General features: G+C 54.5%; 8 protein-coding genes. 5 read left to right on the forward strand and 3 right to left on the reverse strand.

Annotated elements, in window-relative coordinates; translation table 11 throughout:
* Positions 1-13 precede the first annotated feature (13 nt).
* Together RCI20_RS03735 and fusA are read left to right on the forward strand one after the other, a co-directional pair.
* Positions 14-4000: a pilus assembly protein gene (locus RCI20_RS03735; RefSeq protein ID WP_306603204.1), complete on the forward strand. Its 3987-nt coding sequence runs from the start codon at positions 14-16 to the stop codon at positions 3998-4000.
* 117 nt (positions 4001-4117) lie between these two features.
* Positions 4118-6169 carry an elongation factor G gene (gene fusA, locus RCI20_RS03740; protein WP_306603205.1) on the forward strand — a complete coding sequence of 684 codons (2052 nt, stop codon included), beginning with the start codon at positions 4118-4120 and terminating at the stop codon, positions 6167-6169.
* A 71-nt stretch (positions 6170-6240) separates the two neighbouring features.
* On the opposite strand, the gene RCI20_RS03745 is transcribed toward fusA, so the two are convergent.
* On the reverse strand, positions 6241-6978 hold the full coding sequence (locus RCI20_RS03745; RefSeq protein WP_306603206.1) for a response regulator transcription factor: 738 nt from the start codon (positions 6976-6978) through the stop codon (positions 6241-6243).
* Positions 6975-8639: a PAS-domain containing protein gene (locus RCI20_RS03750; protein WP_306603207.1), complete on the reverse strand. Its 1665-nt coding sequence runs from the start codon at positions 8637-8639 to the stop codon at positions 6975-6977. The genes RCI20_RS03745 and RCI20_RS03750 overlap by 4 nt, the downstream gene beginning before the upstream one ends.
* A gap of 275 nt (positions 8640-8914) precedes the next feature.
* Here RCI20_RS03750 and RCI20_RS03755 point away from each other — a divergent pair, with 275 nt between their 5' ends.
* From RCI20_RS03755 to RCI20_RS03765, 3 genes are all read left to right on the forward strand, one after another.
* Positions 8915-10693 (forward strand): acyl-CoA dehydrogenase, encoded by a 1779-nt coding sequence (locus tag RCI20_RS03755; protein WP_306603208.1) that lies wholly within the window; start codon positions 8915-8917, stop codon positions 10691-10693.
* A 3-nt stretch (positions 10694-10696) separates the two neighbouring features.
* The gene (locus RCI20_RS03760; protein WP_306603210.1) at positions 10697-12340 is read left to right on the forward strand and encodes an electron transfer flavoprotein-ubiquinone oxidoreductase; all 1644 of its coding nucleotides are present in this window, start codon (positions 10697-10699) and stop codon (positions 12338-12340) included.
* A gap of 180 nt (positions 12341-12520) precedes the next feature.
* Complete coding sequence (locus RCI20_RS03765) at positions 12521-13597, forward strand: diguanylate cyclase (protein WP_306603211.1); 1077 nt, start codon at positions 12521-12523, stop codon at positions 13595-13597.
* Here RCI20_RS03765 and RCI20_RS03770 read toward each other — a convergent pair.
* A complete protein-coding gene (locus RCI20_RS03770; RefSeq protein WP_306603212.1) occupies positions 13573-15618 on the reverse strand; it encodes an ATP-binding protein in 2046 nt (681 codons plus the stop codon). The genes RCI20_RS03765 and RCI20_RS03770 overlap by 25 nt on opposite strands.
* Between the last annotated feature and the right edge of the window lie 22 nt (positions 15619-15640).

Consider the following 15640-nt stretch of genomic DNA (forward strand, 5'->3'; position numbering starts at 1 on the left):
GAGGAGAATCATCATGGTCCAAAAGAAAATCGTCCTCCTGGCATCGTGTATCGTGCTTTCGTCCGTGCTTGCGCACGCAGCCGATGTCAAACTTTCACAAGTGCCTTTGGCCAAGGCTTCTGCTCAACGTGTCCCCCCGAATCTGCTGTTTATTCTGGACGATTCAGGGTCTATGGCTTGGGATTACACCCCGGATTTTGTCGATGATAGTTTGTGCCGCCAGAATAATTCCACGAGCAGCCTGACGGGGTGCCGAATCGGCATGCCGCCATTTAGCAGCAGTGCATTTAACAAGCAGTACTATGATCCAAGAATTCGTTATTCGCCGGGGGTCAAAGCGGATGGTAGCAGTTATCCAGAAATGACCTCGGCCAATTCGGGCGCCTGGAAGGAGGTTCCTGAAGATGGCTACGACACTTCCAGCACCAAAAAAAATCTGCTCCAACAATATACTGATCGTAGATGGTGTGACAGTAGTAGCAACTGTGTGACCAATAGCAGTTACCAATATCCGAATGCAACCTACACCACGACTAGTACTGTTAACAACAGCACTCCTTATTTTTATAATTTAAAACCTTTGTATTGTACAAATGACAATGCAACTGATTGCGCTTCGACAAAAAGTGGATCTTATGTTGTCGAAGTCCCTTATCGCTGGTGCAGCAATTCTGCGCTGACGACTTGCCAAGCAAAAAAGACATCGACGTATAAATATCCTAGTTTCAATAAGGTAGAGACTGGATCTGCGGCAGTTCTGCGTTTCACTGTAACTGGTTGGAATAGTGGAAGTAAAACAGTCAGCTCATTGAAATTTGATGACGTAGAGTTGTTGAAGAATTTGACATTGACCCAAAGTGATGTGGGTAATAGCACAGATAATTGTCGGGCAATGGCGCAGAGGATTGTCGATAATCAGATTACGACTAGCGCTAATAAATTCGTGCTTAGTCGAAGTTCTTGTACGGTTTATCTTACTGCCAAAGATTCGGGCATTTGGGCGAATGATGCCGCTAAATTGGTGTTGAGTGGAACGCTTTCGTTTTCAAATAAGATAATCGAAACTGCCGGTGTTGATGGCGAAACACTATTTAGTCGGGTAAATATTCAGTCCGGCCAATCAAAATACCAGGTTAACGGTGATAAACCGACCACTCGTACCGATTGTTCCGCCTATACTGATGGCTGTTCTTATGACGAGGAAATGACCAACTTTTCGAACTGGTATGCTTATTACAGAACGCGGCTAGCAATGATGAAAACAGCCGCATCTCAAGCATTCAAGGATATTGATAGCAGCTTCCGGGTTGGTTATACACAGATCAATAAATTATCCAGCACGTCCACTTACGTGAAGATTCGTGATTTCAATGCCAGTCAGCGTACCACTTGGTATTCAAAGTTATTGGCAGCCGAGACATCGGGGGGGACGCCATTGCGCGGTGCTTTGGCATTTGCCGGGCGGGTTTTTGCCGGCAAGGAAAGTATCGATGATCCAATGCAGTATTCTTGCCAGCAAAATTTTGCCTTGCTGACGACTGATGGTTATTGGAATGGTAATTCCAGTGGTAGTGGCGTAACTGACCTCGAAGGAAGCGTGATTGGTGATCAGGATGGTGGTAACACGCCACGTCCCTACTACCAGGGAACTTCTGCTGGGACCGTTCCCTCATTGGCCGACGTTGCCATGTATTACTACAACACCGATTTGCGTACGACTGATTTGGGTAATTGCACCTCGCCGCTAACAGGGGCGGACGTGTGTGAAAATAATGTTCCAGTATCTGCGGATGATAAAAACAGCACGCAGCATATGAGTACTTTCACGCTGGGTTTGGGCATTGATGGCGATTTGCGCTATCGCCGGGATTACAAAACAGCAACCAGTGGTGATTTTTTCAATATCAAGAATGCTTCTGCTAATTGGACAGCACCAACCAACGATTCCCCGACGGCAATCGATGACCTTTGGCATGCTGCGGTCAACGGCAGAGGGCAGTATTTTTCGGCACAAGATCCTGCTGTTCTGGTTTCCAGTTTGAAGGATGCGTTGGCGAATATTTCCGCTCAATATGGTTCCGGTTCTGCTGCAGCGACCAGTACTGCGGAGCCGGTGAATGGCGACAATTACGCTTACGTTGCAACCTATACCACGGGTAAATGGACGGGCAATATGGAAGCTCGGCAGATTGATATCAATACCGGTAATGTCAGTTTGCAAGCGACTTGGTGTGCAGAAAGCATACTGGCTGATCCGGCGAGAAATATTACTGCTTGTACCGGAAAAATGGCCGACAAGGTTGATGCAACGACCGATACCCGAACGATTTATTTTAACAATGGCGGCGCGCTGACAGCTTTTAGCAGTGGCAACCTCTCTTCGCATGCCAGCAAATTTGATGTCACGAAATTAAATCAATATCCGACATGGTCCACCGATTATAAAGCGCAGGCTACGACGGCTCGCTTGATCGACTACTTGCGCGGGCAAACCGGGTTTGATACCCGTGATGCTAATGAGTTTCGCCTGTTCCGTCAGCGCGAGGCCGTCTTGGGGGATTTTGTTGGTTCTGCGCCAAAATTCGTTTGCAAGGCCAGTGGGAACTATAGTGATCCTGGGTACGAAACTTTTGCGAATGGTTTGAAGTCTGGTACGAGTTGTTCGCGTACGCCTGTTCTGTATGTGGGTGCTAACGATGGCATGTTGCACGCCTTCAATGCAAACACAGGTGATGAGTTGTGGGCCTTTGTACCGACGCCAGCGCTGCGTGAAATGTGGCGTTTGGCTGATACGACTTACGGTAATAACCACCGCTTCTTCGTTGATGGTTCTATTACCGTTGATGATATCTGTGTCAGCGCTTGCGATACTGATGCAGCGGTCTGGAAAACAATCTTGGTTGCCGCGCTCGGTGGTGGTGTTGCTAAAGGCGATGATGTGGATGCGCTGATTCCTGTCTCCGGATTTTTTGCGCTGGATGTTACTTCACCGGCTTCTCCATCGTTGTTGTGGGAAGTAACTAGTGAAACAGCCTCTGTCGGTTCCAGTATTGGTTATGCGCTGGCTCGGCCCTGGTTGGGCAAGGTGCTTGATGCTTCCGGTAATTCAACTTGGGCGGCCCTGATTTCCTCCGGTATCAATCCGGCGGGCGGTAGCTCAAAGTTGATTGTCCTTAATGCCTACACAGGGGCTGTGATTCGAGATATTGCGGTCAGTAGCACTGCCAATGGTTTCTCCCGCTTCTCGCCGCAGGTGGTCAAAGGGGGGTATGACCATACCATTCTCAAAGTGTACGGTGGCGACCTGGATGGCAATCTGTGGCGTATCAACCCGAATACTGGGGATGTCGTAAAGCTTGCCAATATGGGACAGCCTTTTACTACCGAACCTGAACTGACTGTTTGTAACGACAAGACTACCGTCTATATCGGCAGCGGAAAATTCATCGAAGCGGCTGATATGACGGATAAAACTGGACAGTCGTTTTATGGAATCATCGACGATTACGAAGAGCAGGGGACGCTGAGCTCACCCAAGAGCAAGTTGCAGAAATTGACGGTCTCGGGAAGTTCGGTTTCTGCTAGCTCGGTATCGGACGCGCAATTGGGTTGGTACCTGGATTTTCCGGATATTCCCGCCGATGGTGGCGCTGAACGGGTGTCCTTGGTGGACCCGGTTCTGGAAGGGAATATTTTGACTTTTGCTACCAATATCCCGGAAAGCGGTATCTGCCTTGCAAGCGGTCGAAGCAATATTTATCAGTTGCCGATTGGTACCTGTACCGTTAATGATACGACGCCAAAGATTCATGCAGGGACATTGACCTCGCTGGGTAACAGTCTGGTGGTGGGTATTCAGCGAATCAAGCTGCCGGATGGCAAAGTCAAGATTTTGGTTACGGGTTCCGACGGTACCTTAAAGACATCGGATAGCGGACAGCAGACAACGCCACCCTATGGTGCACGACGCGTCAATTGGCGCGAGTTGATTCGTGATTAAGTACCGATAACGCTGAACTGGTCTTATCGAGATTACGCCCCGAAAGGGGCGTAATTTTCTTGAGTTGGCGTGCGAAGTCCCATAGATTTATAGCTTATTGAAACAGGAGAGGGCGTCATGTCCAGCAAATCGATCGAATCCATCCGTAGTGTCACTCTGGTAGGCCATGGTGCTGCCGGGAAAACATCCTTGGTTGAGGCGTTGCTGCATGCCGCCGGTCAAATTTCCGCCAAAGGCAGTGTTGACCGTGGAAATACGGTTTCCGACTTCGACGCGCAGGAAAAAGACGCAGGTCATTCACTGAACTCTGCAATGGCTAATCTGACTTACGACGAAACCCGAATTCAATTGCTCGACACGCCTGGATATCCGGATTTTGCCGGTCAGTCGATTGCGGCCTTGGCCGCTGTAGATACGGCGTTGATCGTGATCAACGCGCAGGCCGGTGTTGAAGTAATGACCGAGCGCATGATGCACCTTGCTGCCGAGCGAAAATTATGTCGAATGATTGTCATCAACAAGATTGATGCTGAGAATATCGACTTGCCTGGCTTGGTAGCGGAAATTCGCGAGCGTTTCGGCAAGGCTTGCATGTTGCTGGATCTGCCGGCCCATGGTTCGGCGGATGTGGTTGAGGTGTTGGAGCATGAGGTGGGTGATGCCGATTTTGCTTCGGTGGCCGAGGCACATCGTGCGCTGATTGATCAGATCGTCGAGGAGGATGAGGACCTGTTGGCCCGCTATCTGGAGGACGGTAGCGATCCCGCAGTTACCGACCTGCACGCCCCTTTCGAAAAAGCTTTGCGCGAAGGCCACCTGATTCCCATTTTGTTTACTTCGGCGAAGACCGGTGCTGGTATCAAGGAACTATTGCATGTGCTGAGCTCGCTGGCACCCAGCCCGCTTGAAGGCAATCCGCAAGCTTTCTACAAGGGGGCACCAGGTGATGTTTCCGAAGCTTTTCAGTCCGTGCCCGATGCGACAAAGCATGTGCTGGCCCATGTTTTCAAGGTGGTTTCTGATCCTTACATGGGCAAGATTGGGATTTTCAGGGTGCACCAGGGGACGTTGAAGAAGGACATGCAACTGTTTGTGGGTGATGGCAAGCGGCCGTTCAAGGTGGCGCATTTGTATCAGCTTCAGGGTAAGGAGAGCGTTGAGGTTGATACCTTGCTGCCGGGCGATATCGGGGCTATTGCCAAAGTTGAAGAAATCGATTTTGACTGTGTGTTGCACGATTCGCATGATGAAGATCACATTCATCTGGTGCCGCTGGTGTTTCCGCGTCCGATGGCTGGTCTGGCGGTAGAAACCAAAAAGAAGGGTGACGAGCAGCGCCTGTTCGAAATTCTCGGCAAACTGGCCGTTGAAGACCCAACCTTTATTGTCGAGCGCCATCCAAGCAGCAACGAAACCGTTATTCGCGGTCTCGGTGAAATCCACTTGAAAGCCAAGTTGGCCAAGATGAGCAGCCAGTACAAGCTGGAAGTGGATACCAAGCCACCGCGCATTCCTTATCGTGAAACCATCACCACTTCGGCTGAGGGGGGGCATCGCCACAAGAAGCAGTCCGGTGGTGCCGGTCAATTTGGGGAGGTACATCTACGTATTGAGCCGAAGGATCGTGGTGCAGGATTTGAATTTGTCGATGCAGTAAAGGGCGGCGTCATCCCAGGGGTTTTCATGGCGGCGGTTGAAAAGGGGGTGCGCCAGGCATTGGAGGGTGGTGTTGTGGCGGGTTATGCGGTCGACGACCTGAAAGTGACGGTTTTTGACGGTAAAACGCATGCAGTCGATGGAAAGGATATTGCGTTTGCCATTGCCGGCCGGAAGGCCACGATTGACGCGATTCGTAACGCCAAGCCGATTGTGCTGGAGCCTATCGTCAATATCGAGATTGTTGTACCGGAAGCTTCCATTGGTGATTTGTCCGGTGATCTTTCCAGCCGACGTGGCCACATTACCGGCACCGACGGACGAGGGCGCGGCATGGCGGCGATCAGTGGTGAAGTGCCGCTGGCTGAACTCAATGATTACCAGTCGCGCCTGAAGTCGCTGACCGGCGGCCTGGGGAGCTACAGCATCGAATTCTCCCGTTATGCTGCTGTGCCGCCGAACATTCAGCAGCAATTGGCCAGCAAGTTCCAGTTACACGACGAGGACGAATAACGAACGGCGGATTTCTCCGGTCGACAAGCAAAAAGGGCTGAATTTCAGCCCTTTTTTACATCGTCTGACGGCTATTTCTGTGGTGCTTTATTTTCTTCGCCAGACCAGTCGACCGCAGAAAGAAACAGGTAGCCGGCGCCATAAACTGTTTTGATCAACGAAGGACTTTGTGCATCCGGCTCCAGCTTTCGCCGCAGGCGCGAAATGCGCACATCGATGGCCCGGTCGCTCGGACTGACGTCCCGGCTGCCCATCAGTTTCTCACGCTGCAGAATCCGGTTCGGATTGTGTACGAAGACCTTGAGCAATTCGGCCTCGGCGGTACTCAGCACCTGTTCGGCGCCACCCGGTCCGAGCAATGTGTAGTTGGCCAGATTGAATTGCCAGCCAGCAAAACAGGCCAACTGTTGCGGCGGGTTATCCGCCACGTTTTCCCGGCGGCGCAGGATGCTGCGCACGCGGGCGACCAGTTCGCGCGGCTCGAAGGGTTTGAGCATGTAGTCGTCGGCCCCCATTTCCAATCCCATGACGCGGTCGCTGACATGGGCGCGACCGGTCAGGATCATGATGCCGCAAGGGGTTTGGCTGCGAACTCGTTGCATGGCCTCGATGCCGTCCATGTCCGGTAGTCCGAGGTCAATGATGCAAAGCTCGGGGGCCAGGGTACGCAATCGGCGCAGCAGATCGCTGGCACTGCGGCACCAGACGGTGCGAAAGCCGAAATCAGCCAGCACCTGCTCGATGATTTTGGCGACATCGGGATCATCCTCGACGATGGCAATCAGTTTGCCGTTGTCGTGCTCTTTCATGACCTCTCCTTCTTGCCGAATTGCAATGCCCTGGCTAGATCCTGGCGGATAAAGGGTTTGGCCAAAACCGGCAGACGTTCATTGTTAGCGTCGTCACTCTCGTCGGTGTAACCGCTCATCAAGATAATCTGCATGCGGGGGTGTTTGTGCAATATGTGTTCGGCCAGTTGCCGGCCATTCAATTCGCCAGGCATCAGGATATCGCTGACCACGATGGCGATATCCGGAATCTGCGCCACCATTTCAATTGCCTGGGCTGCGTTTTCCGCTTCGATGACCGGGTGCCCGAGATCGACTAATTGCTGGCGTACGACACGCCGGACATTGGGTTCGTCTTCGACCAGCAAGACCAGTTCGCCACTTGCGGCAGGCAGATCGGGTTCATTGGCCGAATCGCCAATGATCGGCGCTGTGGTGAGTGGCAGAACGATCTGGACACGGGTGCCAAGGCCCGGTTTGCTGTGCATCAGCATGCCACCGCCGGATTGGCGGACGAAACCGTAGGCCATCGGCAGCCCCAGCCCGCTGCCCAGGCCGAGTCGCTTGGTAGTGAAGAAAGGTTCACATGCCCGAGCCAGTGTTGTCGCATCCATGCCACACCCGTTGTCGATGATTTCGATCAGCGCGTAATCGCCGGGTGCAACATCGAAATCCAGTGCATCGCCTTGCAGCGCGATGGCGCGTGCGGCAACGCGCAGTTCGCCACCATCCGGCATGGCATCCCGGGCATTCAGTGCGAAGTTGAGCAGGGCGCTTTCCAATTGAGCGGGGTCGACCAGTGCGTGAAGGGAATTTCCATCGCGCGGGGCGTGGACCGCACTAAGATCGATTCGGATCGATTCCGGTAATGAGCGTCGGGTCAGGCGGGCCAATTCGTTGATCAGTTGGGTGATGTCCACGGCCTGCGGTTCGAGCGCCTGTTGCCGGGAAAAGGTCAGCAGGCGCTTGATCAGATGGACGCCACGGCGGGCCGACTGCAATGCCGGTTCAACGTATTCGCCGATTGCCGAATGCTTCGGGCTGTGGTCCTGCAGGGCGGCCAGGTTGCCGATGATGACGGTCAGCAGGTTATTGAAGTCATGCGCCAGTCCACCGGTCAACTGCCCGATCGCCTCCATTTTCTGGGCTTGTAGCAATGCGGCTTGCATCCGTTCATTTTCAGCCAGCGCCCGCCGCAGGTTGGCGTTGGCATTCTCCAACTGGGCGGTGCGGCGGCGGACGCGTTCATCGAGCTGGATATTCTGATGTTCGGTCAGATGTTCGAGGTAGCGTTGCTCGGTAATGTCGCTGTACAAAGTAACGAAGCCGCCGCCAGGCAGCGGTTCGGCGCGGAGTAGCAAGAGCTTGCCGTTGGGGCGCCGGTGTTCGCGAATTTCTGGCTGGAAGCGTTGTGCGGCGGACAGTCTCTCGGCGAGGAGTTCTTCCGGGTCGCCCGGGCCGTATTCACCATGTTCGACGTTGTAACGAATAAAGTCTGTATAGGGTGTGCCTACCCGGGCGAGAGGTTCGGGAAAGCCGAGAAGATCAAGGAATGGACGGTTCCAGGCAACCAATCGCAATTCGCTGTCGAAGACACTGATTCCCTGGTCGAGTAAATCCAGACCGGTTTGCAGCATGTCCTGACAGCGGGCATCATTGGCGTTGATTGGTGAATACGGCATCGGCAGATTCTAGAACATGCCGGCTCATTGAATCAGGTTTGCAATCATTCGTTACATTGTGCCAATGGTTACGCAAAAGTCTTCCGCTATGCTTGTTGTCAATAAAAAAGAATGCTTGCGTAAAAGGGGAACAGCACTCCGGCAAGTATCGCGAGGAGATCGGCCGGCCCTGTGGGCCGGCCTTCCCGTTTTCCATTGTCGTTGCCATGTCCGCACTGGCGGGCTTTGAGGCGCCTGTTCGCCGGGTGCCGTCCATTGTGAAAGGAAAGCTGTAAATGAGTACTTACATCGCCCCTCTGCGCGACATGCAGTTCGTTCTCAACGAAATTGCCGGCCTGGATGAAATTTGCGCCCTGCCAGGTAATGAAGAATGCTCGGTCGATCTGGTCGAGTCGATTCTCGACGAAGCGGCCAAATTTGCCACCGGCGTGCTTGACCCGATCAACCGGGCTGGCGATACCGTCGGTTCCGTCTGCAAGGACGGCGTGGTCACCACGGCGCCGGGTTTCAAGGATGCCTACAAACTGTTCTGCGAAACCGGCTGGAACGCCATGCCGTTCGACCCGGAATACGGCGGTCAAGGCTTGCCGGCGGTGGTTACGATGGCGGTCAACGAAATGTGGAAGTCGTCGAACATGGCGTTCGCGCTGTGCCCGATGTTGACCGGCGGCGCTATTGAAGCCATCGCCCACCATGCGTCTGACGAACTGAAGCAGAAGTACCTGCCGAAAATGGTCGAAGGCACCTGGTCCGGCACGATGAACCTGACCGAACCGAATGCCGGCTCCGACCTCGCCGCGATCATCAGCAAAGCCAAGCCGGTTGGCGATGGCACTTTCCTGGTCAGCGGGACCAAGATTTTCATTACCTGGGGCGAGAACGACTGCGCCGAGAACATCATTCACCTCGTGCTGGCCCGTCTGCCGGATGCGCCGCCGGGACTGAAGGGCATTTCGCTGTTCCTGGTGCCGAAGTTCCTGGTCAATGATGACGGTTCGCTGGGCAAACGCAATGACCTGATCTGCGCCTCGATCGAACACAAGCTGGGTATTCACGGCAGCCCGACGGCCGTGATGTCCTTCGGTGAAAACGAAGGTGCTGTCGGCTACCTGATCGGTGAAGAAAACAAGGGCGTCGGCTACATGTTCACGATGATGAACCATGCCCGCGTCAACGTCGGCCTCGAAGGCGTCGGCATTGCCGAACGCGCTTACCAGCATGCGCTGTGGTATGCCCGCGAACGTGTTCAAGGGGCGATCATCGGTGACAAGTCCGGCGTCAAGAAGCCTATCCTGCATCATCCGGATGTTCGCCGTCTGCTGATGGAAGTGAAGTCGCGGACCGAAGCCATGCGTACGCTGGCCTATTACGCCGCCGCACAGATCGACAAGGCACACGCCGGCGATGCCGTGGCCAAGGCGCGTATCGACTTGCTGACGCCGGTGGTCAAGGGCTGGAGCACCGAGCAGGGTGTCGAGTTGTCGTCGACCGCGCTGCAGGTGTTCGGTGGTGTCGGCTTTGTCGAAGAAACCGGTGCGGCACAGTACTACCGCGATTCACGCATCACGACCATTTACGAAGGTACGACGGCGATCCAGGCCAACGACTTGGTCGGCCGCAAGCTGGCCCGCGAAAAAGTTCCGGGTGCAGCCATGCAGGCCTTGTTGGCCGAGATGTCGGCTGATGCTGTCGCGGTTGCCGGCAACGCACAAACGGCCAATATTGCGGTCAACCTGAAAAATGGCATCGAATCCTTGTCGACCGCAGTTGCCTGGATTCTGGCCAATTACGAAAGCGCACCGCAGGATGTTCACGCGGGTTCCGTGCCTTTCCTGAAGTTGACCGGCATTGTCGTTGGCGGCTGGCTGATGGCCAAGTCGGCCGCTTTGGCCGCACAGCATCTGGCGGCAGGTAGCAGCGATGATTTCTACAAGGCCAAGCTGGCAACTGCCGAGTACTTTGCGACCCACCAGTTGCCCTTCGCTGCAGCCTATGCAGCCGAGGTGACCGGCGGCAGCGCGGCTACTTTTGCCCTGCCGGAAAACCTGTTCTAAGGCATGACCATGCGTACTGATCGCGATGCGATGGAATACGATGTCGTGATCGTCGGCGGCGGCCCTTCGGGGCTGTCGGCGGCGATCCGCGTCAAACAACTGGCTGAGCGGGCTGGCAAGGAAGTTTCGGTCTGCCTGCTGGAAAAAGGCTCGGAAATTGGTGCCCATATCCTGTCGGGTGCCGTCATCGAGACCCGGGCACTGGCCGAGCTTTTCCCCGACTGGCAGGAACGTGGTGCGCCACTGAATACGCCAGCCGGCGAAGATCGTTTCCTGTTCCTGACGGAAAATGGCTCGACCAAGCTGCCGACGCCACCGCAGATGTCGAACCACGGCAATTACATCGTCAGCCTGGGTAATTTCTGTCGCTGGCTGGGTGAGCAGGCCGAGGCGCTGGGCGTCGAAATCTATCCCGGCTTCGCGGCAGCCGAAGTGCTTTACCACGAAGATGGTTCGGTCAAAGGTGTGGCAACCGGTGATCTGGGTATCGGCAAGGACGGCCAGCCCGGCCATAATTTCCAGCCGGGCATGGAGTTGCTGGCCAAGCAAACGATTTTTGCCGAAGGCTGCCGGGGTTCGCTGACGCGCGAATTGTTCGAGCGTTTCAATCTGCGTGACGGTGTCGATCCGCAAACCTATGGCATCGGGATCAAGGAGTTGTGGGAAATCGACCCGGCAAAACATCAATCGGGATTGATCGTCCATTCCGTCGGTTGGCCGTTGCAGAGCGATACCTACGGTGGTTCCTTTCTTTATCACCTGGAAAACAACCTGGTGGCTGTCGGCTTCGTGGTCGGCCTCGATTACCAGAATCCGTGGTTGTCGCCCTATGAAGAGTTCCAGCGCTACAAGACGCATCCGGCGATTCGCGGCTTCTTCGAAGGTGGCCGGCGTATTTCGTACGGTGCCAGAGCGTTGTCCGAAGGTGGCTTCCAGTCCTTGCCCAAGCTTTCCTTCCCCGGCGGTCTGCTGGTCGGGGATACGGCCGGTTTCCTGAACGTACCCAAGATCAAGGGAACACACATGGCCATGCAGTCCGGCCTGCTGGCTGCCGACAGCGTGTTCGCCATGCTCGACAAGGAAGACTGGGGCGTCGAGGCTGTCGGCTATGGCGATCAGGTAAAACAGAGCTGGTTGTCCAGCGAGTTGCACGGCGTGCGCAACATTCGTCCAGCGTTCAAGTGGGGCTTGTGGGCCGGTCTGGCTTACGGTGCCATCGATACCTTCATTTTTCGCGGCAAGGCGCCGTGGACCCTGGCCCATCACGACGATCATACGCAGTTGGGTGACAAATCGGCTTACCCGAAAATTGCCTATCCAAAACCGGATGGCAAACTGACTTTCGACCGCTTGTCGTCGGTTTTCCTGTCGGCGACCAACCACGAAGAAAATCAGCAATGCCATTTGCGCCTGAAGAACGAGTCGGTGCCGATCAGCATCAACTACGCGCGCTATGGCGCACCGGAAACCCGTTACTGTCCGGCCGGTGTTTATGAAATTCTTGGCGAGGAAGAGGGGAAGCCGCGTCTGCAGATCAACGGCCAGAACTGCCTGCACTGCAAAACCTGCGACATCAAGGATCCGACCCAGAATATCGTGTGGACGGTTCCGGAGGGTGGTGGCGGGCCGAACTATCCGAATATGTAATTCGACTCTGCGTTAGAGACCTGGGAGAACAGCAAACGACCGGTGTCTCTTTCCTTCAAGGGGCCTTCTGGCCCCTTCTTTTTATTCAGCTTTATCCATTTTCTTTTGTCGTCAGTAAGTTGCCACCTCGCCGCAGGATGGCGCTAATATGCTGACCTGATCATCTTCGTAGCAAACCCTATGCGTATGTTGAATAACGCCAGTCAGTTCAGAGCCCCCGGATTGCTCGGCAAGCTGGGCGCCATGACGTCGATACGCGATACCGAGTTGGTTGAGCAGAGTCTGTTGCGTACGCTGGGGCCGTTGCTTGGTGTGCTTGATACCTCGCTTTATCGGCTGGATGACGAGCAGTTGCTGGAGCGCATTATTCATTACCATCGCTCCAAGGAGATTGACGCTCAGGGCATGGGGCGCATGGTCGAGCGCATCGAGGAAATTGCCCGTCCGTCCGATGTTTGTCCTGAGGTTGCGGCCTTGACCGACAATATCCGTTTGCTGGGCAAGCCATGCACGCGGTCGATAGACGGTGAAATGCTGATCGGTTATCCGTTGGTGGGCAGCGACGAGGTCTGTGGCTATTTCGTGTTTCGTCGGGATCGTGAGGTTGCGCCCAACGAAGATGCGACGATTCGGGGGGTGTTGGAGGTCTTTTCCAATTATTACGCCCTGCTTGATATGAGCCAGCGTGATCGTCTGACCGGTTTGCTCAACCGCCAGGCGCTGGAAAGCAATTTTGAGCGGATATGGTCGGCGATGGCTCGTCCGGATAGTTTCAATGAGAAAACTTCGGGGCGGCGTACTGCACACCATGGAAAGTACTGGCTGGCTTTTATCGACATCGACTACTTCAAACAGGTCAACGATACGCACGGTCACATGGTTGGCGATGAAATCCTGCTGCTGGTCTCGCGCCTGATGCAGCAAACCTTCCGTTCGTCAGATTTGCTTTATCGCTACGGCGGCGAAGAGTTTGTTTCGATTATTTCGGCCGAGAATGAGTTGATCGCCAGGAATGTCTTCGAGCGAGTGCGTTTGGCGATCGAGGCACATATGTTCCCACGCGTCGAACATCTGACGGTCAGCATCGGTTACGCCGAAGTCGATCCCGAAGTCTTGCCGGTTGAAGTACTGAGTCGGGCCGACCGCAGTCTTTATCAGGCCAAACAGGATGGCAGAAATCTGGTTTATGACTTCCGCGAACTGGTTGAGCGTGGCATTTTCCAGAATACCAATTATGGTGATGCCGAGCTTTTTTGAGCGTTGATCGGCAGCGTTATCCTGAAGCAGCTTCCCCGGCCGGGTTCGCTGCGTACATCCAGCATGCCATGGTGTTTTTTGACGATGATGTCGTAGGAGATCGATAGCCCGAGACCTGTTCCCCGGCCGACCGGCTTGGTGGTGAAAAACGGTTCGAAAATATGGCGTCGGGTTTCCTCGCTCATCCCACAGCCGGTGTCCTCGATTTCAAACCAGACATTATTGCGGTCAACCCCTGAACGAACGTAAATCTTGCCGCGCTCCGGAATGGCTTGTGCCGCGTTGACCAGAAGGTTCATGAATACCTGATTCAACTGGGCCGGGACGCACTCGATCTCCGGAATTTCCCCCAGTTCGACAATGACATCCGCTTTGTACTTCAACTCGTTGCGCACGACATTCAGGGTGCTGTTCATTGCCGCATTGAGGTCTGCGTACTGGTGTGCTGCTTGATCGACGCGAGAGAAATCCTTGAGGTCCTGCACAATCCGGGTCACCCGGTTCAAGCCATCCTGGGATTCGGCGAGAAGGGAAGGCAGATCCTCGCGCAGAAAATCCAGATCGGCAATTTTCCGGGCCTGGGTAATGGCCTCCGGTTCTCTGCTTTCAAGCGCATCGATTAATTGCATTAGGTGGGCGATGTAGGTTTTCAGCGAACCCAGGTTGGAATTGACGAAACCGATCGGATTGTTGATTTCGTGGGCCACGCCCGCCGCCAACTGGCCGATGGCAGCCATTTTTTCCGACTGCAGCAGTTGTTGCTGTGCTTCCTCTACTTTTTTCAACAGCAAGGTCAGTTCCTGCTGTTCTCTTTCCAGTTCGTGGTTGGCGCGCGCCAATTCCTGCGTGCGTGCCGCAACTTGTGCTTCCAGTTGTTCCTGGTGCTGCAGCAATGCTTCCTGGGCTTTGTGTCGCTCGGTCACGTCCTGCAGGGTTTCTATCGCACCAATGATTTTGCCGTCACTATTGCGGATCGGAGCGGCCGTAAAAAAGAGCCATCGTCCCGTACCTCCAAGGTGCGGGAAAAAACTTTCTGCTTCAAAGGCATCGGCAATCGATAGTGAACGGTGAAAAATGTTGCGATAGTAGGTTTCGAAGCTGTTTTCCAGGCTGCCATTGACGATCAGGTCGGCCATGATGGGACGTGCCGCCGGATAGAAGGCTCGCCACTGCTCATCGGTGCCGATCATTTTTTCGGCGGATAATCCGCTGATTGCCTCGCAAGCCCGGTTCCAGTGGGTGATGCGATGTTTTTCGTCGATCACCAGTGTGGGAACCGGGTCGCCGTCAATGATCTGGTTGAGAAAGCGTTCGAGGTTGCGTTTGGCTTCCATCGAACGTCGATGCTCCGATTCCAGCAGCTTTTTCTGTGTCACTTCCAGTTGTTGTATTGCCTGCCGCAACTGGTTTTGCTCCTGCGTCAGGCGATCGTTTGCTGTCGATAATTCCTGTGTGCGGGTCTTTACCTGGGTTTCAAGTGAGCGGTTCAACTCGCCCAAAGCATTGTTGCGGGCCGAGATGATGCGATACAGCGAACCCATTGCTTCGAGCAAGCTGGATGTCGCCGAGTCACTGGATAGCTGACGCTCGGTCGCGAGGGCAGCGCTGGCGGCTTGTCCCGAGCGGATGGCGCGAATCTGGCGAGCCATTGATTGATCCATGCCCAAAATATGTTGGGCCAGCCAGGTGGTAAGGAAATTCAGCAGGTATTCGAGGTCGCTGTTCTGCTCGCCGTCCGCCAGCATCTGTGTGACCTGCGCGGCAAAATCCTGATGTACTTTTGTGTGCTGCGCCAGAAAGCGTGGATCGATGCCCTCGTCGGCCATCAAGATTTCTTCGTGCTTGAAGTGCACGGCAGCATATTCAACAAGTCGATTCAGCACCTCGGGAATCTGGTTTTTATCGAATTGCCCATCGCCAGGGTCGATGACCGAGTTGATCATGCGCACCAGTTCCTGATGCTCGCTATCGACGAGCAATTCGCCGGTCATATAGCGCTGGTCCCAGATGAATGCATCCATGATTGTCCTGTTCTTGCCTGCC

Origin of the sequence: Azonexus sp. (assembly GCF_030824335.1) — a bacterium.
In the GTDB taxonomy this organism is placed as follows: Bacteria; Pseudomonadota; Gammaproteobacteria; order Burkholderiales; family Rhodocyclaceae; genus Azonexus.

Bases quoted from the DNA above. Each gene is read 5' to 3' on its own strand.
- RCI20_RS03750 (WP_306603207.1), bottom strand. From the start codon at position 8,639: ATGCCGTATTCACCAATCAACGCCAATGATGCCCGCTGTCAGGACATG.
- RCI20_RS03765 (WP_306603211.1), top strand. From the start codon at position 12,521: ATGCGTATGTTGAATAACGCCAGTCAGTTCAGAGCCCCCGGATTGCTC.
- RCI20_RS03770 (WP_306603212.1), bottom strand. From the start codon at position 15,618: ATGGATGCATTCATCTGGGACCAGCGCTATATGACCGGCGAATTGCTC.
- RCI20_RS03755 (WP_306603208.1), top strand. From the start codon at position 8,915: ATGAGTACTTACATCGCCCCTCTGCGCGACATGCAGTTCGTTCTCAAC.
- RCI20_RS03745 (WP_306603206.1), bottom strand. From the start codon at position 6,978: ATGAAAGAGCACGACAACGGCAAACTGATTGCCATCGTCGAGGATGAT.
- RCI20_RS03735 (WP_306603204.1), top strand. From the start codon at position 14: ATGGTCCAAAAGAAAATCGTCCTCCTGGCATCGTGTATCGTGCTTTCG.
- RCI20_RS03760 (WP_306603210.1), top strand. From the start codon at position 10,697: ATGACCATGCGTACTGATCGCGATGCGATGGAATACGATGTCGTGATC.
- fusA (WP_306603205.1), top strand. From the start codon at position 4,118: ATGTCCAGCAAATCGATCGAATCCATCCGTAGTGTCACTCTGGTAGGC.